General features: G+C 32.8%; 14 protein-coding genes. 11 read left to right on the top strand and 3 right to left on the bottom strand.

The window, feature by feature from the left end:
* The 8 genes from HN894_17525 to gldN form a co-directional block, all read left to right on the top strand.
* Positions 1–204 (top strand): T9SS type A sorting domain-containing protein (locus HN894_17525; protein MBT7145126.1); only part of this gene is annotated, 204 nt, incomplete at its 5' end.
* A 594-nt stretch (positions 205–798) separates the two neighbouring features.
* Positions 799–3,120, top strand: a complete 2,322-nt coding sequence (topA, locus tag HN894_17520) for a type I DNA topoisomerase (protein ID MBT7145125.1) — start codon at positions 799–801, stop codon at positions 3,118–3,120.
* Positions 3,086–4,312 (top strand): formimidoylglutamase, encoded by a 1,227-nt coding sequence (locus HN894_17515; GenBank protein ID MBT7145124.1) that lies wholly within the window; start codon positions 3,086–3,088, stop codon positions 4,310–4,312. Before topA ends, HN894_17515 begins: the two co-directional genes overlap by 35 nt.
* A 262-nt stretch (positions 4,313–4,574) precedes the next feature.
* Positions 4,575–5,516, top strand: coding sequence for a type IX secretion system membrane protein PorP/SprF (locus HN894_17510; protein ID MBT7145123.1), 942 nt, complete (start codon positions 4,575–4,577; stop codon positions 5,514–5,516).
* Between the two features lie 27 nt (positions 5,517–5,543).
* A complete protein-coding gene (locus tag HN894_17505; GenBank protein MBT7145122.1) occupies positions 5,544–6,926 on the top strand; it encodes an SUMF1/EgtB/PvdO family nonheme iron enzyme in 1,383 nt (460 codons plus the stop codon).
* Positions 6,927–6,964: 38 nt separating this feature from the next.
* A complete protein-coding gene (gene gldL, locus HN894_17500) occupies positions 6,965–7,810 on the top strand; it encodes a gliding motility protein GldL (GenBank protein MBT7145121.1) in 846 nt (281 codons plus the stop codon).
* 52 nt (positions 7,811–7,862) lie between these two features.
* Entirely contained in the window at positions 7,863–9,515 is a 1,653-nt protein-coding gene (gldM, locus tag HN894_17495) for a gliding motility protein GldM (protein ID MBT7145120.1), read from the top strand.
* A gap of 11 nt (positions 9,516–9,526) precedes the next feature.
* Complete coding sequence (gldN, locus tag HN894_17490) at positions 9,527–10,426, top strand: gliding motility protein GldN (protein ID MBT7145119.1); 900 nt, start codon at positions 9,527–9,529, stop codon at positions 10,424–10,426.
* A gap of 70 nt (positions 10,427–10,496) precedes the next feature.
* Here the strand turns inward: gldN and HN894_17485 are convergent, their stop codons facing one another.
* Genes HN894_17485 through HN894_17475 form a run of 3 tightly spaced genes read right to left on the bottom strand, consistent with a single transcriptional unit; the run spans position 10,497 to position 13,134 of the window.
* Positions 10,497–11,582, bottom strand: a complete 1,086-nt coding sequence (locus tag HN894_17485; GenBank protein ID MBT7145118.1) for an NTP transferase domain-containing protein — start codon at positions 11,580–11,582, stop codon at positions 10,497–10,499.
* Positions 11,583–11,635: 53 nt separating this feature from the next.
* Complete coding sequence (locus HN894_17480; protein ID MBT7145117.1) at positions 11,636–12,250, bottom strand: hypothetical protein; 615 nt, start codon at positions 12,248–12,250, stop codon at positions 11,636–11,638.
* A gap of 8 nt (positions 12,251–12,258) precedes the next feature.
* Positions 12,259–13,134: a YicC family protein gene (locus HN894_17475; GenBank protein MBT7145116.1), complete on the bottom strand. Its 876-nt coding sequence runs from the start codon at positions 13,132–13,134 to the stop codon at positions 12,259–12,261.
* 149 nt (positions 13,135–13,283) lie between these two features.
* Between HN894_17475 and HN894_17470 the strand changes: the two genes are divergently transcribed.
* The 3 genes from HN894_17470 to HN894_17460 all read left to right on the top strand — a co-directional run bounded on the left by HN894_17470 (position 13,284) and on the right by HN894_17460 (position 19,298).
* The gene (locus tag HN894_17470; GenBank protein MBT7145115.1) at positions 13,284–16,028 is read left to right on the top strand and encodes a DEAD/DEAH box helicase; all 2,745 of its coding nucleotides are present in this window, start codon (positions 13,284–13,286) and stop codon (positions 16,026–16,028) included.
* A 396-nt stretch (positions 16,029–16,424) separates the two neighbouring features.
* Entirely contained in the window at positions 16,425–16,802 is a 378-nt protein-coding gene (locus HN894_17465) for a GxxExxY protein (protein MBT7145114.1), read from the top strand.
* A 174-nt stretch (positions 16,803–16,976) separates the two neighbouring features.
* Entirely contained in the window at positions 16,977–19,298 is a 2,322-nt protein-coding gene (locus tag HN894_17460; GenBank protein ID MBT7145113.1) for a TonB-dependent receptor, read from the top strand.

Here is a 19,298-nt window from a genome sequence, read left to right as displayed (position 1 = left end):
GAAGTTGTTGTACAAATTTCCGGTGAGGAAAACTTTGGCAAAGTTGCTTACAAGGTTTTTGATCGCCTAGGCAGAGAAATTCTTTCCGGAGCAAAAAGTTCAAATATTTTACAAATAAACCTAAGTGGGCAAAAAACCGGAACATATTTTCTTCGTTTAGAAATAAATGGCAAAGAAAAATCTTGGAAGATTGTGAAGGAGTAAATTGAATTGATTATTGGCTATTTTAAATTGAATATTGAACATCGAATTTCTCTAATTTGCACAGATTTATTTCGTGTTAATTCGTGAAATTTGTGGAAATTCTGCAACTACAGAAAGTTTGCAACTTGTGGTTTACGATTTTTGGGAATGAAACTTCTAAATTCAAATGTTACAGTTTGTCTTGTCTATTGGGAAAGTTGCAGGTGTTTTTTGTTACTAAACATTACATGCTACAAGTTACAAATTTGCGGCAGGTGGTGGGATTTGGGATTAAGTTTTGAGCAACAGTTATTTTCAAAACAAAGAAAATTGGTACTAAAATTATAAGCATACAATATTTCATGTCCATAGTTATTTGAACTCATAATTAGAATTCTGCATCAGCACATAGTTCAATTTGTTTCAAAAATAATAAAAATTATGATATGCTAATTTACTGTTTTTCCTTTATATATCGCAAAATAATTATAGCCTATAGAACATCTGGTTGAAGACTGTAAAAAATGAAAATCAAAAATAAATTTGTTCATAGTTTTCTTATTGTTTTTCTTTGCACGCTTTTTAGAAAAGCTAACTTATAAGGATTTATTATAAATGGAAGATAATTTAGTTATTGTTGAGTCGCCGGCTAAAGCCAAAACAATAGAAAAGTTTCTTGGGAAACAATTTTTAGTAAAGTCCTGTTTTGGGCACATTCGAGATTTAGTTAAAAAGGATCTTGGAATTAGTGTTGAGGACGGATTTTCTCCTGTTTACGAAGTCTCGCCCGATAAGAAGAAAGTTGTTTCAGAACTTAAAAAACTTTCTAAGCCTGTGAAAACCGTATGGTTGGCTTCCGATGAAGACCGTGAAGGAGAAGCAATTGCCTGGCATTTGGTTGAGACATTAAAACTAGATGAGAAAAAAGTCAAAAGAATAGTTTTTCACGAGATTACAAAAGATGCCATTCAACGAGCAGTAAAAAATCCTCGTGGTATTGATTACAATTTAGTAAATGCTCAACAAGCAAGACGCGTTTTAGACAGGTTGGTAGGTTTTGAACTTTCGCCGGTATTATGGAAAAAAATAAAACCTGCTCTTTCTGCCGGCCGAGTTCAGTCGGTTGCTGTTAGATTGATTGTAGATCGCGAAAGGGAAATATCATCCTTCAAAAGCACTTCTTCTTACAGAGTTACTGCAATTTTTTCGATTAGCGACAATGGAAAAGAAACTGAATTTAAAGCTGAACTTTCGCAAAAATTCGATACAAAAGAAGAAACAATAAAATTTCTGAAAAAATGTGTCAATGCACAATATTTTGTAAAAGACGTAATTACAAAACCTGCGAAAAAATCACCTGCTCCGCCATTTATAACATCTACTCTTCAGCAGGAAGCCAGCCGAAAACTTGGATTTTCTGTTTCGCAAACAATGAGCGTTGCACAGAAATTGTACGAAGCCGGAAAAATTACATATATGCGTACTGATTCGGTAAATTTGTCTGATCTTGCAATTTCAACCATCAAAAACGAAATTGAGGAAAAATATGGAGAACAGTATTTAAAAATCAGAAAATATAAATCGAAAATAAAAGGCGCTCAAGAAGCACACGAAGCAATTCGTCCTTCGTATATAAACAAACATTCTGTGGACGGGCCTAATACTGAAAAACGTCTGTACGAATTAATTTGGAAACGTACCATAGCTTCTCAAATGAGCGATGCAAAACTCGAAAAAACTAGTGCAACAATTGATATTTCGACCACTAAGGAAGATTTTATTGCTTCGGGTGAAGTTCTAAAATTCGATGGTTTTTTGAAAGTATATTTCGAATCGAAAGATGATGAAACCGAAAATGGGGAAAATGGAAAAACAATGTTGCCAATACTAAATGTTAACGATAAGCTCACAAATATTGTCATCAATGGTACTCAGCGTTTTACACATCACCCGCCGCGTTTTACCGAAGCAAGCTTAGTGAAAAAACTCGAAGAACAAGGCATAGGACGACCTTCAACCTATGCTCCAATAATTTCTACTGTTCAAAATCGGGGATATGTTTTGAAAGATGTTCGTGAAGGAGTGAAACGAGATTATTGTGTTTTAACCATGGCTGATAAAAATTTGTCGGAAAATATAAAAACCGAAACTACCGGCATGGAAAAAGCAAAACTCTTTCCTACAGATATTGGAATGGTAGTAAATGATTTTTTGGTCGAGCATTTCAAAAATATTATGAACTATAATTTCACTGCAAAAGTTGAAAAACAGTTCGATGAAATTGCTTCTGGTAAAATGAAATGGAATAAAATGATTGAAGACTTTTATAATCCTTTTCATAAAAAAGTTGAATCGACAACCGAAACTGCTACAAAAAATAAAGGAGAACGTCTTCTAGGAGTTGACCCAAAAAGCGGGAAAAATATTTATGTAAAAATTGGCAGATACGGTCCTTTGGCTCAAATTGGCGAAATGACTGATGAAGATAAGCCAAAATTTGCCGGATTAAGAAAAGACCAATCAATAGAAACTATCACATTCGAAGAGGTGCTTGAATTATTTAAGCTTCCAAGAAATGTAGGGAAATACGAAGAAATTGATGTAACTATTGGTTTAGGACGTTTTGGACCATACATAAGGCATAAATCCTTGTTTTATTCATTGGTAAAAGACGTTGACGATCCGCTAACTATTGAGTTAGATCGAGCAATTGAACTTATTGAAGATAAAAGAGAAAAAGACCGAAAAAAAGTTATTAAGATTTTTGAAGAAGATTTAGAGTTAAAATTGCTTAATGGACGCTGGGGTCCATACGTTTCATTCGAAAAGAAAAACTATCGCGTTCCTAAAAAGATAGATGCAGCAACTTTGAGCTATCAAGATTGTTTAGACTTGATAAAAAATGCACCTCCTCCAAAAACAAAAAGGCGAAAATAAATTGGAAAGCATTTTTACTCTGATTAATCATTATTGCGAACCAGTAGAGTCGAAAATAAAAGATTCTTTCTCAAGTAATTTTAGAGATTCTATCCTGTTGAATTGTATTGATTTCGTTGAGTTAGGATCGTCAGATGAATATTTTAAAAACTGCAAATTAGCCCTGATTGGAATTCCTGAAGACAGAAATTCAAGAAATATTGGGGCAAATCTTGCTCCGAATATAATTAGAAAATACCTGTATTCTCTAAGCATAATAAATGAGAATTTGCGAATAGCCGACCTTGGAAATTTGAAAATGTCCGACAATCCGCAAGATACCTATTATGGTCTGAGAGATTTAAGTATAGAATTGATAGAAAAAGATATTGTCCTACTGATTATTGGTGGAACTCAGGATTTAACCTACGGAAACTTTCTTGCATATTCTGAATTAGAAAAAGAGGTAAATATTGTTTCAATTGACTCGAAATTCGATTTAGAATGCGACGACAATGGTATTAATTCTCAAAACTATATGAGCAAAATTGTTTCCGAAAAAGCGAAATTTCTCTACAATTTCTCAAATATTGGCTACCAAAAATACTTAGTTTCTCAAGAAGATATAAAGCTTATGGACGAACTTCTTTTCGATTCGTACAGATTGGGACATATTAGAATCGACTTGAAAGAAACCGAAACTATTTTACGAACTGCCAATTTAGTTTCGTTCGATATAGGAGCAATAAAACAGGCAGATGCACCTGCTCGGAATAATCCTTCGCCAAATGGATTTTTCAGTAATGAAGCTTGCCAGATTTCTCGCTATGCCGGACTTAGCGAAAGTGTTTCCTCGTTCGGAATATATGAAGTAAATCCGGAATTCGACAATAATTATCAAACTTCAAACCTGGCTGCACAAATTATATGGCACTTCATAGAAGGTTTCTCTTTCCGAAAAACAGAAAATTTCTCTGAATCTGATCCAAATTTCTCTAAATATTTTGTCAGCTTAAATGATATAGAAAATCAAATAATATTCTACAAAAGTAAACATACAGAACGTTGGTGGATGAAAATTCCATTTCCCGAAGAAACAAAAATTTCGAGCCAAGAAGTGAAAATAATTCCATGCTCATATAAAGATTACATTCTTGCCAGTAATAATGAAATCCCCGACAGGCTATGGAAATTTATCCAAAAACTGGATTAAATAAAAAAGGAATAAGCAATAATTTTGATTAGTGTTTTTGTTAAATAATCGTTGTAAAATTTGAAATAATAAAGGCAATTTATAATAAATATATTCAATCTAATGTTTAGATATTTGTTTGATTGATATATAATTGAAAGATTAAAAAAAAAGTTATTAACTATTTATTGTTAATAAAATTTGTGTGGGTAAATTATTTTTATTTATTTTACCGTTTTGTATATCAATATTAAGATATTTAAAAGTTTGTAATAAAGTGATTATGAGGAAAATAGTACTTGTTTTAACATTAATATTGGCAGTATCGTCTGCCTATGCACAACAAGAACCGCAATTTAGTCAGAACATGTTTAATCATCTTACTGTAAATCCTGGTTATGCCGGTAGCAACGATGCAATTTGTGCCACTTTATTTTTTCGTCAGCAATGGATGGGTTTAGAAGGTGCTCCTACTACCGAAGTTTTAAGTGCCAGTACGCCTATGAAAGGAACAAATTTCGGAGTTGGAATAATTATCATGCAAGATCAAATTGGATTTTCTGACAATAAATTAATCAACTTGGCTTTTTCATATCAGCTTGAAACAGACATTGGAAAATTTGGCTTCGGACTAAGTGGAGGATTATTCAATCATTACCTTGACGGAGATTGGATGGTAATTCCAGAAGATGGTCAAGGCGAAGGAAATGCGTTTTCAGATCCTTTAATCCCTAATGCAGAAAGTGTTATGGCACTTGATTTAAATTTCGGAGTGTTTTTAAATAGCGATAACTATTATTTTGGAATTTCTTCAACACACATAAATAATCCAAGCTTTGATTATAACAAAAATGCCAGTAGTTTTTTAGCCAGGCATTATTACGTTACTGGCGGCTACGTCATTCAGTTGCCAAATCCAAATTTTGAACTTACTCCATCAATTTTCATAAAATCAGACGGAACAAGCTCACAATTTGAATTCAATGCACTGGCACTATATAAGAAGCTATATTGGGGAGGTGTTTCATACAGGTTGGGAGATGCTTATTCAGCTATGTTTGGAATGGAATTGGCCAACAGAATAAAATTTGGAATTGCATATGATTTTACTACTTCAGAAATGGCAACATTTAATAGTGGTGGATCAATCGAAATAATGTTAGGATACTGCTTCAATGTAAACTTCAGCATGAGACCTGGAGAGCAAGGAACAGTAAGATTTTAGAAAAAGTGCTTAATAAATAAAATAACCATGAAAAAATTAATTTATTTAAGTCTGTTTTTAGCAATATTGAGTAGTTGCGGGAACTATGGAAATGGTGAACTAACCGGAGTATTGGGCCGTCAAAAATGGTGGACATCAGAACCATACGGAATGGTATTTATTGAACAAGGAACATACAATATGGGACCAAGCGATCAGGATGTCCCCTGGGCAATGACTGCACAATCAAAAACAGTTTCAATTTCTCCTTTTTGGATGGATGAGACTGAAATAACCAATAATGAATACCGACATTTTGTACATTGGGTTAGAGATTCCATTGCCAGATTGAAATTGGGTGATGAATTCGAACAATTTTTGGTTACTGAAGATCGCTATGGTGAAGAAATTGATCCTCCCACATTAAATTGGGATGAAAGGATTTTGTGGAAAGATCAAGAATTTAAGGAAGTACTTGAAGATATGTATTATTCTGAAAATGAAAGATTCTATAGAAGAAAGCAATTCGACACCAGAAAATATATGTTCGTTTATTCATGGATAGATCTTAGACAAGCTGCTGTGAAATTCCGTCATGACGATAATAAAGTACGTCATCATTACAACTTTGAAACACAAAGATATGCCGGAGAAGTAATGAATGAAAGAGGAGAAAAAGAAGATGTTAAAGATCGTTCTGCATTCATAAAAAATGAAGTAATAAATATTTATCCTGATACTTTATGCTGGATACAAGATTTTACTTACTCATATAACGAACCAATGACAAATATGTATTTTTGGCATCCAGCCTACGATCATTATCCGGTTGTTGGTGTAAGTTGGAAACAAGCATTTGCATTTACAAGATGGAGAACAGAACTTCAAAATAGTTTTCTTGCTAAAAATGGTGGTACTTTTTTGCAGGATTATAGATTACCTTTAGAATCTGAATGGGAATATGCTTCGAGAGGAGGACAAGACCTTAGCATGTATCCTTGGGGTGGTTACTACACAAGAAACAATACAGGATGTTTTATTGCGAATTTCAAACCAATGAGAGGGAACTATACTGATGACGGAGGAATTCATACTGTAACAGTAGGAAGTTTTGAACCAAACGAATTTTTGCTTTACGATATGGCAGGAAATGTAGCGGAATGGACATCAAACGCTTTCGACGAGTCAGCATATAGTTTTACTCACGATTTAAATTCTGATTATCAGTATAATGCTCTACCGGATGATCCCGATGTTTTAAAACGAAAAGTTATTAGAGGAGGATCTTGGAAAGATATTGGATATTTCCTTCAGACCGGAACAAGAACATATGAATATCAAGATACTGCTAAATCATATATTGGTTTCAGATGTGTTCGTTCATATCTTGGTCGTGATAGAAATGATGTTGGAGGCTCACAGTTTTATTAAAATTATTAATCTTTAAATTATAAAAAAATTAGCAAATTATGTTAAACATTTCTGAAATTGTACAAGGAAAGGCATGGAAAAATGGGATGGCGAAGTTATATGGTTGGGGTGCTGCAGTTGTAATCTTAGGTGCCTTATTTAAAATAAATCACTATCCATATGCCAGCGAGATGTTATTAGTTGGTTTAGGAACCGAAGCATTAATTTTCTTCTTCTCAGCTTTCGAACCACTACATGTTGAATATGATTGGAGTTTAGTATATCCTGAATTAGCAGGAATGGGATTCGATGAGGAATTTGAATTGGAAAGAGGAATGAAAGGCTCGGGAAGTTTAGCAGATGCAATCTTAGAAAAAGCCGATATTGGTCAAGATGTCTTCGAAAAACTTGGCGAAGGTTTGCGCAATTTGAGCGAAACAGCCTCAATGATGTCAGATGTGTCAGATGCTTCAGTTGCAACTAAAGAATATGTAACAAATGTTACATCTGCCTCAGAATCAATGAGTACACTATCAGAATCGTCAATACAAACAGCAGAGATTGTAACAAAATCTGGCGAATCGTATCAGCAATTGGCTGACAAAATATCTACCGATTTTTCTACTGTTACTTCAAGTGGAGAAATGTATGGACAACAAATAGAAAAAATGAACAAAAGTTTATCTTCATTAAATTCGGTTTATGAATTGCAACTTAAAGGAAGCGACGAGCATATGAAAATTTCTCAGCAGGTATATTCCGGTTTAGGTAAAATGATGACCAATTTGAATGATTCGGTAGAAAATACTCAAAAATATAAAGAAGAAATCTCAAAACTTGGTGAGAAATTAGAATCATTAAATACTGTTTATGGAAACATGCTTTCAGCAATGAACATCAAATAGTTTTTGAATATTCCAAAAGATAATAAACTACAAAATTATTTAAGAAAATAATATGGGTGCAAAAAATTGTCCGGAAACCCCCAGGCAGAGAATGATTGCAATGATGTATTTAGTGCTTACAGCATTATTGGCACTTAATGTATCAAGAGAAATTGTTGAAGCTTTTATTATTATTGAAGATGGTTTGTCAAAAACTGTTGAAAATATTGGAAAAAAGAACAACACTATATATGCAAATTTTAGGCAAGCAGAATCAGAAAATCCAAAGAAAGTTAAGGAATGGAGAGAATATGCTGATGTTGCTAAAAGAAGCTCTGATCAAATGTTTGATTATATTCAAGATATTAAAATTGAGCTAATTGAAAAAGCTGATGGAGATGATCAAATTGCCGTCAAAGGGCGACTGGTTTATCCGGATTCTATTTTGAAAAATGATAATATCACTATTGGATCTGAAATAATGATAGGAGCTACAGCTAATGGAAGAGCATATCAACTTAGAGAGGAATTCGACAAATTTAAAGAAACTATTTCTGGCTTAATTCTCGAAAAAGATGTGGAATTTAAAAACTCGATCGATAAAAATCTGTCTTTATTAGATCCTCCAAACAAAGTAACTCAGAATATTACCTGGGAAAACGCACATTTTCAGGAAAGACCTCTAATTGCAATAATAACACTCTTGTCAAAAATGCAAGGTGATGTTAGAAATGCGGAGTCTGATGTTATCAGCTATTTGTATAAACAAATTGATGCAAGCTCGTTTAAATTTAATAAACTAGATGCTGTTGTAAAAGCAAAATCGAATTATGTTTTTAAAGGTGGTGTGTACGAAGCTGAAGTTTTTCTTGCTGCCTTTGATACCACCCAAAAGCCAACTATTTACATAGGACCTATAGACTCTACCATAAATGATGATGGAACATGGAATCTAAAAATGAAGGGAGAGCTAGGTATAAATTATGATACCTTATCAATACATAATAGTATAGGTAAATATTCTGTACCCTGTAATACTTTAAACCCAAGTGTAAAATGGGGTGGATTAATATATTATAAAACACCGGAAGGTCGTATCAATAAATACAGATTTAGCAATGAATATCAAGTGGCGGAATCACAGGTTGTAGTTTCTCCAAGCAAGATGAATGTATTTTACCTTGGTGTAAAGAATCCTATAGATATTTCTGTTCCAGGTGTACCTATTGAAAATATTACACCTCGTATAAATAATGGAACAATATCAAAAGATAAAGATGGAGGATACATTGTAAAACCAAAGACCATAACCACAAAATCGAAGAAAACATTTGTTACTGTTTTTGCAACTATTGATGGAAAAGAAAGAGAAATGGGTAAAGCAGAATTCCGTGTTAAGAAGCTTCCCAATCCGGTTGCAAAAGTTGCGATGAGTAAAGGAGGACGAATAGCTAAAAACTTACTTTTGGCACAAAATGGTGTTCTTGCCGAATTAGAAAACTCCGATTTCGATGCAACATTTAAAGTAGTTGAATTTTCAGTTTCCACTGTAGTGCAAGGGTATGAACAAAAGAAATCGTCGAGAAGCAACAAATTTACAAACCAACAAAAAGAATTACTAAACAAACTTAATCGCGGGCAACGAGTATTTTTCGAAGGTATAAAAGCAAAAGGTCCTGATAAATTAACTCGAGACCTACCACCTATTGTGTTTAAAATTAAATAAAATTTTCAAATATGAAAAGAGCAATTGTTTTAATATTAGCAGTACTGACCTTGATTATTGGAAATTATTCCAAAGCATATAGTCAAGATGTACTTAATGGTATTTATGTAAAAGAAAGAGATAGGCTCAGAAAACCGATACCGTGGGTACCTCTTAGAGAAGCCGATGTTATGTGGTCGAAAACAATACAGCGAAAAATTGATTTACGAGAAAAAATAAATCATCCTCTTTATTATCCCATAAAACCAATATTAGAACGAATGAGCTTAATAGACTTGTTGCTGGTTGGCATAAAAGGAGAACTTGAAGGAGAACCAATAATTGCTTTCGACCCGGACGGTTGGGCAGGTACAGAGTTTGACAGTCCAATGACATTTACAGATATTGAGGAAAAATTTGATGCAACTGATAAGTATATGGACATAGTGGATGTAGAATCTGGCGATATGATTCTTGATACTATTAAAGGCGAAATTAACTCATCTGAAGTAAAACAATATTTAATTAAGGAAATATGGTATTTCGACAGAAAATATAGCACTCTTCAAGTTAGAATAGTAGGAATTTGTCCTATACGTGAATATCAAAAGGATATCGGCGGCGAAGGTCTTCTAATTGAAGATGAAGGAATGCAGGAAATTACATACAAAAAACTTTTCTGGGTAAACTTCGATCAGTTGCGACCGATACTTGCAAATCACGAAGTTTTTAATCCTTTTAATGATGCTGAGCGTAGGTCTTTCGATGATATTTTCTACAAAAGAAAATTTGGTAGTTACGTAGTTCAAGAATCAAATGTTTACAACGATAGAAATATTAACCAATATTCATTAGGCTCTAATTCTCAACAAGAGGCAGAAAGAGTAAAAGATTGGATAATGGAAACAGAACATGATCTTTGGAGCTATTAAGAAATAATTTAGAACCAACAAAAAAGCCTGCTATATCATAGCAGGCTTTTTTGTTTCAATACAATTGAAACTAAATATATTTTTCGTCATCAACTTTGCTTATATCATGAACAAATTTTTTGATTTGTTGCTCATCTTTCTTTTTGCAAACAAGCAAAGCATCATTAGAATCAACAACTATATAATCATCTAAACCTTGAAGTACTATTAATTTATTTTTTGGAATATTCACTATGCAATTTTTCGAATCGTAAAGGAAAACATTGTCTCCAAAAACCGCATTATTATTATCATCGAGCCTACTATGCTCGTATAACGAACCCCAAGTTCCTAAATCAGACCATCCAAAATCGGCAAGATAGACATAAACATTTTCGGCTTTTTCCATTATTCCATAATCAATGGAAATATTTTTACATTTAGGATAAATCTTATTAATAAATTCGACTTCTTTTTCAGTATTTAAATTTTGAATCCCTTCACTAAACAAGGAGTTTACTTCGTTTAGATTAATCTCGAACGATTTCATTATAGATTTTAAAGACCAAATGAATATTCCTGAATTCCAAAAGAATTCGCCACTTTCCTGAAACATTTTGGCCGTTTCTATATCTGGCTTTTCCGTAAAGGTTTTCACCTTATTTATTGAGGTTCCAATTTTTTCTTCTTTATTTATCTGAATATATCCGTAGCCAGTTTCGGGTCGGCTTGGTTTCATGCCCAATGTCAATAAAGTATCAGAATTTTTAGTGAATTCTAAGCCATTATTTATAACATCTATAAATTCGTTTTCATCTAAAATCAAATGATCTGAAGGCGCTACAATAATGTTGGCATTAGGATTTAGTTTTTGAATTTTATAGTTTGCATAAGCAATGCAAGGTGCTGTATTTCGCATAAGTGGCTCACCTAAAACCTGATTAGCTTTTATTTGAGGCAACTGCTCTAAAACCTTACTTTTATAAATCTCATTTGTTACAATAAAAATATTTTCGGCTTCGCAAATTTTGGCAAACCTTTCAAAAGTGTGTTGCAAAAATGTTTTTCCGGTACCTAAAATATCAATGAACTGTTTTGGGTAAGTTTTACGGCTTAAAGGCCAGAATCTACTACCAACACCACCAGCCATTATAACACAATAATTATTTTTATTCATAGTAATATATTTTATTTTAATGCTGAAAAATACTAAAAAAATATCTTTTATAATTATATTTTAACAATTTGAGCATCGGAATATACTCTATATAATTTTCCGCTTTCATGCTCCTTGCAAAGATATAATTTTCTAAGTTTCTTAATTTTCAAAAACTTTTTATTGTTTCTTTTTAACATGAAATTTGTTCCATTAGGCAGGTCTTCTAATTGGTCAATATGCTCATTTTCATTTTTATGCAAAATTCTATGAAGATTTTTACATTGGCTCGATGAAATGAGGCTTTGTTGAAAATAGCAATAATAAATAGCATCTTTTATTTCAGTGTCAAATTCACCACAAAGGATGTGTGAGTTTATTAATGTTCTAAACTCCTGTTTCCACTCATTGCCATGTGGCTTTACTTTTTGTTTATGCTTGTTCCAGTTAATCAGATGTGCAATTTCGTGTAGTAAAACTATTAGAAATTCGATTTCGTGCAAATCAGAATTTACAGATATTCTATGATAATTAAGTTTTTGAGGAGGTTTGTAATTTCCAAGAATGCTTTTTCTTGATTTCGATATTGTCAAATGAAAATTCAAAGATTCTATCAATTTTGTTACAGCTTTGACAGAATTATTTGGCAAATATTTGCCTAATATTTCAATATCATTTTGGTTGTGCATCAACGAAATTATAAAACATTAAGCAATTGCTCCTTCACTTTTTCCAATTCATCTTTCATTTGAATAACTATTTTCTGAATTTGACTAAAATTTGCTTTCGAGCCAATAGTGTTTATTTCTCTACCAATTTCTTGAGAAATAAAATTTAATTTCTTGCCATTCATGCCATTTTCTTTTATGGTCTGAAAAAAATAGTCGCAATGATTTTGAAGTCTGATTTTTTCTTCGGTAATATCAATTTTTTCAAGATAATAAATCAACTCTTGTTCAAAACGATTTTGATCAAAACTTTTCTTTTCAATAAATTCTTGTAGTGAAGACTCAAGTTTCGATTTGATATTTCCAATTCTTTGAGGTTCAAGCAATTCAATTTCAGGAATTTTATTCGAAATGATTTTTATCCTACTTTCAATATCTTTTCCTAAAGCTAATCCTTCTTGATTTCTAAAATTATTAAGTTCAGACAATGCTTCATCAATGCTATTTGAGATTTTTTCCCATTCCGTATCTGTAGTTTCTTCAAAATTTGCACTAAAACTTTCCGGAAGACGCAATATAGATTCAATAATAGCTTCAGATACCGAAATTCCCAACTCAGCGGCAATATCAGCAATTTGAGAATAATAATCCTTAACTACTTCTTTATTAATTTTTGATTTGCTTTCAACGGCTTTTGATTCTACATAAAAGGAAAATTCAATTTTCCCTCTTGTAAGTGTAGTAGAGATTTTTTTCCTTATTTCTAAGTCTTTTTCTTTATATCTGGATGGAATTTTAGTGAAAATGTCAAGCTGTTTGCTGTTTAAAGATTTAATCTCTAAAGTAATTTTTTTAGCTTCGAGTTCGCAAATGCTTTTCCCAAAACCAGTCATCGATACTATCATATTTTCATTTTTAAATGGCAAATATAAAAACAATTCATTTAGATTTAGATTTAAAATTTTCATTGATAGACAAGCTTTTAAAAGTTTGAAAAAATCTAAGTCTATATAATTTGTAAATATTATTTTTGCTTAAATTTAATTTAGAAAAAATGAATATAGAAATTGCAGATCGAATCAACGATACCTTATTAGAGATTAATAAAGAAAATTTAGTTTCAAAATTTGTTATTCGGCAGGCTGAGGCTTTATACAAAGCAGGTCAATGCCTTATGCTCACACAAGCTAAAGATATGTTTGAGTTTTCTGTCGATGACGAATTTAATGATTATAAGGTAATTATTGAGCTTAATGGAATTGTGCAACTAAGTTGTACTTGCCGTGGTTCAGAAATTTGTCATCATAAGATTGCATCATTAAAACAACTGAAAGACGATTTGTTGATTTACGAAAATGAAAAATTAGAAGACGGCAAAAAATTCACAAAGTCGGGGATGATAAAACGTGTAATTGATGAAAGAAGAGAAAAAGCCCGGAAAGCTGAGTATCGTTTTCATTTTTCTGACAATATGTTTGGCGAGCATATTCTCTATAACGAAAAAACAATTGAATATAAACTTACTTTCAGGAACTTTGAAAAAGAAATTGGATACTGCTCATGCCCCGATTATCAAACCAATAAACTTGGCACCTGCAAACATTTGATGTTCGGATTTGATTATTTTAAAAATGCACCTTCATATTTCAAAAACAAACGCAAACAACATTATCCATTTGTCGAAATTTTTCTGGATCCATTGAAAAATTATCAAATTTCATGGTATTATCCTCATCCTCTGGTGAAGCCAATTCACGATTTAATTAAGCAACATTTTGGTGAACTCAAACATATCGAAGAAAACACAATTCCTGATTTTTTGAATTTCGTGAAGAAAGCAGAAAATTATAAACAAATATTAATACGGCCTGAAGTATTACAAAAAATAGAGAATGTTTTCAATAAAAAAGCACTTGTTGAAATTCAAAAATCTACAAAACTTGATTTTTCATTCCTCAAAGCCGAACTTTTCGATTATCAAAAACAAGGGATTGAATTTGCTACTTTTCGTGAAGGAGCAATAATTGCCGATGAAATGGGCTTAGGAAAAACCATTCAGGCAATTGCAATTGCCATTTTAAAGAAAAATTTGTTTGGCTTCGAGAAAACTTTGATAGTTTGTCCGGCTTCTTTAAAAGACCAGTGGAGAAAGGAAATTGAGAAGTTTACAAACGAAAAAGCCGAAATTGTACAAGGATTTCCCGAAGAAAGAAAAAAACAGTATGAAAATTGGGAAAACTATTTCCTCATTGTAAATTACGAAACTGTATTAAGAGATTCGGTGGCAATTAACAATAACAGCCCCGATTTTATCATTTTAGATGAAGCCCAGCGAATTAAAAATTATAATACGCAAACAGCTTCATCAATAAAATCTTTAAACAAAAAACATTCGTTGGTTATCACCGGAACACCTATAGAAAATCGGCTAATTGACTTATACTCAATAGCAAACTTTACAGACCCTACATTTTTGTCTCCTTTATGGGAATTTTCTTATCAGCATTGTTTTTTCGATTTAAAATTGAAAAATAAAATTACCGGATATTTCAATCTACAAGAATTGAAAACTCGAATGCAGACAATTTTGATAAGACGAGAAAAAGCTGATGTTATCAAAGAACTTCCAAACATTAGCGAAATGGATGTGCCGGTTGAAATGCACCCAAAGCAAGCAGAATATCATTCTGGTTTTAGTTCAGGAGTTGCTCAAATACTTTCGAAAAAAATTATTACGCCATTCGACATGCAACGTTTAATTCTACTCTTGAACAGTATGCGAATGGTTTGCGATTCTACTTATTTAATCGATCGTGAAACAAACTTTTCGCCCAAACTCGCAGAACTTGAACATATTCTTCTCGAAAAAATTGATTTAAAAAATTCAGACAAAAAGATAATTATTTTCTCTGAATGGAAACGGATGAACAGTATTATTGGCAAAATGCTTAGAAACAATAATATTGCTTTTGTTGAACTAAATGGAAGTGTACCGGTAAATAAACGCGGTAAATTGATAGAAAAATTTGAGAATGACCAAAACATTAAAGTTTTTATTTCTACCGAAGCCGGCGGAGTTGGCTTAAATCTTCAGGTGGCAGATACAGTAATTAATTTCGAATTGCCATGGAATCCTGCAAAGAAAAATCAACGGATTGGAAGAATTGATAGAATTGGGCAATTAAACAAAAATTTATCAATAATTAATTTCATCACTAAAAAATCTATCGAAGAAAACATTGCTGCCGGATTATTGCTGAAACAGAATTTATTCGACAGTGTTTTAAGCCCCAATAACGATATAGAATTTGTCGATTTTTCTAAAAAAGGAAGGTCTCAATTTCTCGATCAATTAAAAAATGCAGTTACAGATATTAAGGAGCTGGAAAGCCAAACTGAAGACATTGAGCAAGAATTGCCCGATACAGAAAAAAGAGATATTCTTGATGTAATTATTGAACAAGAGGAATTGTTCGAAGCAAAGCATGACGAATTGCAAGAATCTGATGAAATGTCAAAAGAAGAATTTCAGGAAACAGAAATTGAAAAAATAGAAGAGATACAAACTGAAAAAAAACCTGAACCCAAACAAGAGTTAGAAGAAAGTCCTGAAAAATCGGAAAAACATTCGGTTGAAGAAACAGCCCAAGAGTTGGAAACGGTAATGAATCAAGGTTTAGGATTTATTTCTGGCTTGTTTAAAATGGCTACCGGCAAAAATATTTCAACTCAGGAACAAAGCATTTCTGTTGATAAAAAAACCGGTGAGGTTGTTATGAAATTTAAGCTGCCGGTTTAGGACGAAGAATTTCTAGCAGATTTCTACAGAACCCCAATCCGCGAAAATCTGCGCTATCAGCGGGATAAAAAATTAATTATGACAGAAACCAAAATGTAAAATTTATTTCCCGCAGAATTCGCAGAAAAACGCAGAAAAATCATCCATGTAAATCTGCGCTATCAGGGGGAGAAAGAAAATAATTATGACAGAAATCTAAATGTAAAATTTATTTCCCGCAGAATTCGCAGAAAAACGCAGAAAAATCATCCATGTAAATCTGCGTCATCAGGGGGAGAAAGAAAATAATTATGACAGAAAACTAAATGTAAAATTTATTTCCCTCAGAATTCGCAGAAAAACGCAGAAAAATCATCCATGTAAATCTGCGCTATCAGCGGGAGAAAGAAAATAATTATGACAGAAAATGAAATATCATACAAAATTAGAGGAGCAATATTCAATATTTATAGTGCACTGGGTCCTGGCCTGTTAGAGTCTGTATATGTAGCTGCATTAAAATTTGAATTGAAAAAAGTTGGCTTGAAAGTGAGAAAGGAAGTGCCTGTACCAGTTTATTACGAAAGTGAAAAATTAGAAGTAGGTTTTAGACTGGATTTGTTGATTGAAGATAAAGTAATAATTGAAGTGAAATCAGTTGAGCATATAGCAGAAGTTCACCACAAACAAGTATTAACATATTTAAAACTATCAAAACTAAAGTTAGCCATATTGGTAAATTTCAATGTTGAACTCATCAAATCTGGAATATTTCGAAAAGTTAATGGATTGTAAAATTTATTTCCCGCAGAATTCGCAGAAAAACGCAGAAAAATCATCCATGTAAATTTGCGTCATCAGTGGGAGAAAAAAATAATATCACCAGATAAGAGCAAATTTTTCAGAAATAGCCCCAAATTTTTATTTTCTTAATAAACATTTTTAAATAGATTTGTGTTTTTTGGGATTATGAGGATAAAGTTATTTTTAGTATTATTTATAATTGGTGGTTTTCTGAAAATAGTTTCAGCACAAACCGGCACAATCATAGGAGTTATTTATGATTCAAAAACCAATGAAACTCTAATTGGTGTAAGCATTATAAACGAAAGTGGCGAAGGCGTAGCAAGCAACCTTGAAGGAAAATTTGAACTAAAATCCAAGTCTGGCACAAGACTTATAAAATTCTCATATATTGGATATAAACCTCTGGAAAAGGAAGTAAAAGTAACTGAAGGTAAAACCACAACAATTGAGATTAGACTCGAACCCGAAAATACAGTTTTAGATGGGGTAGTAGTTACAGCTGGTAAATTTGAGCAAAAACTCGGCGATATTACTGTTTCTATGGAACTTATTAAGCCCAAAATTATAGAAAATACTAATACCAGAAACCTGCTCACAGCCATTGAACAAGTGCCCGGAGTAAATGTTGTTGGCGACAATGTGAATATTCGTGGAGGTAGCGGATACAGTTACGGAGCCGGCAGCCGTGTTTTGGTTTTGGTTGACGATATGCCAATGCTTTCGGCAGATGCCGGCGATGCAAAATGGAATTTTTTACCTACAGAAAATATTTCGCAGGTAGAAATACTGAAAGGTGCTGCCTCGGCTTTATATGGCTCGTCTGCACTGAACGGAATAATAAATATCCGTACAGCTTTTCCGAAAAGTGAGTCAATTACAAAAGTTAGCTTTTACAGTGGAATTTATCTCGAACCAAAAAGAAAAGAGTTGAAATGGTGGGGAAATAAAAAGCAAATCTTCAATGGTTCAAGCTTTTTTCATTCACGAAAGATTGATAATTTCGATTTGGTTGCAAGCGGCAATTTGTTTCATGATGCCGGATACCGGACCTATAATCATGAAGATAGAGTTAGGTTTAATTTGAATATGAGATATCGCTCAAAAAAAATTAGCGGTTTGTCATATGGCTTAAATTCAGGAATCATGTATCAGGATAAATCTGATTTTTTTCTTTGGAAAAGTGCAGATTCAGCTTATGTTCAAAATATGGATGGTGTGAATACTGCCAGCGGATATAGAATAAATATCGACCCTCAAATAAAATATTTCGACAAAAAAGGAAACAAACATAGTTTGCAAACCCGATTTTTTGGTGTAACAAATATTATTGAAGGAGATAACAAAAACAGTTCGGCAAATTATTTTTATGCCGAATATCAATATCATAAACAGTTCGTCAATAATGTGCATTTAACAAGCGGAATAACCGGCAATTATGCAAAATCGGTAGCCGAACTTTTTGGCAACCATATTAGCTCAAATTTTGCAGTTTTTTCTCAATTAGATAAGAAATTCTTCGATAGATTGTCGCTTTCTCTCGGAATGCGATGGGAATTTTTCCGCTTAGATAATGAAATAGAAGACTCAAAACCCATTTTCAGAACAGGATTGAATTATCAGTTGGCTGAATATACATTTCTGCGAGCATCCTACGGTATGGGCTATCGTTTCCCGACAATTGCCGAAAAATATACCAGTACAAATTTAAGTAGCATTAAAATATTTCCAAATCCTGATTTAGAATCCGAAACAGGATGGAGCAGCGAAATTGGAATTAAGCAAGGAGTAAGTTTTAGTAACTGGAACGGTTATATTGATATTGCAGCATTTTGGACAGAATATCAAAATATGATGGAATTTACTTTCGGATTTTACGATACTCTTACTTTTCAAACCATCCCAGCTGATGTTATTCCGGCAATTTACAATATGGGTTTTAAATCTGTAAATATTGGAAATGCGCAAATTACAGGAGTAGATATGACCTTTACAGGACAAGGCTCAATTTGGGGAATTCCTGCTACAATTCTTGCCGGATATACTTATACGAATCCAGTGGATTTAAATGCAAAAGCCGATTCGAGCCGAACCACCGAAGGCAATATTTTGAAATACAGATTTTATCATTCAGCAAAAGCCGATTTAGAATTAAGGTTTGCGATGGTGTCCACGGGCATAAGTTTTGTTTACCATAGCAATATGATAAATATCGACAAGGCTTTCGAGGAACCACTAATCCCGTTTCCCGAGGGAACACCACAAAATGTGCTTGATGAGTTTACAATTTTGCCAGGGTTAAAAAAATATCGGGAAGAAAACAACCAAGGAAGTGTTTTTTTCGACTATAGAATAATATATCATTTGTCTGAAAAGGCAGAATTGGGATTATTTTTAAAAAATATTTTTAATGCCGAAAACATGAGTCGTCCGGGCGACATTTCTCCACCCCGAAACATTGCTGTAAAATTAAACTTCTTATTTTAG

Source organism: Bacteroidota bacterium (assembly GCA_018692315.1).
Taxonomy (GTDB): Bacteria; Bacteroidota; Bacteroidia; order Bacteroidales; family JABHKC01; genus JABHKC01.
Note: the sequence above shows the minus strand (reverse complement) of the source record. Positions and strands in the feature narration are given on the sequence as shown.

Coding starts and splice junctions, on each gene's coding strand:
- topA (MBT7145125.1), top strand. CDS start 799: ATGGAAGATAATTTAGTTATTGTTGAGTCGCCGGCTAAAGCCAAAACA.
- HN894_17515 (MBT7145124.1), top strand. CDS start 3,086: ATGCACCTCCTCCAAAAACAAAAAGGCGAAAATAAATTGGAAAGCATT.
- HN894_17510 (MBT7145123.1), top strand. CDS start 4,575: ATGAGGAAAATAGTACTTGTTTTAACATTAATATTGGCAGTATCGTCT.
- HN894_17505 (MBT7145122.1), top strand. CDS start 5,544: ATGAAAAAATTAATTTATTTAAGTCTGTTTTTAGCAATATTGAGTAGT.
- gldL (MBT7145121.1), top strand. CDS start 6,965: ATGTTAAACATTTCTGAAATTGTACAAGGAAAGGCATGGAAAAATGGG.
- gldM (MBT7145120.1), top strand. CDS start 7,863: ATGGGTGCAAAAAATTGTCCGGAAACCCCCAGGCAGAGAATGATTGCA.
- gldN (MBT7145119.1), top strand. CDS start 9,527: ATGAAAAGAGCAATTGTTTTAATATTAGCAGTACTGACCTTGATTATT.
- HN894_17485 (MBT7145118.1), bottom strand. CDS start 11,582: ATGAATAAAAATAATTATTGTGTTATAATGGCTGGTGGTGTTGGTAGT.
- HN894_17480 (MBT7145117.1), bottom strand. CDS start 12,250: ATGCACAACCAAAATGATATTGAAATATTAGGCAAATATTTGCCAAAT.
- HN894_17475 (MBT7145116.1), bottom strand. CDS start 13,134: ATGATAGTATCGATGACTGGTTTTGGGAAAAGCATTTGCGAACTCGAA.
- HN894_17470 (MBT7145115.1), top strand. CDS start 13,284: ATGAATATAGAAATTGCAGATCGAATCAACGATACCTTATTAGAGATT.
- HN894_17465 (MBT7145114.1), top strand. CDS start 16,425: ATGACAGAAAATGAAATATCATACAAAATTAGAGGAGCAATATTCAAT.
- HN894_17460 (MBT7145113.1), top strand. CDS start 16,977: ATGAGGATAAAGTTATTTTTAGTATTATTTATAATTGGTGGTTTTCTG.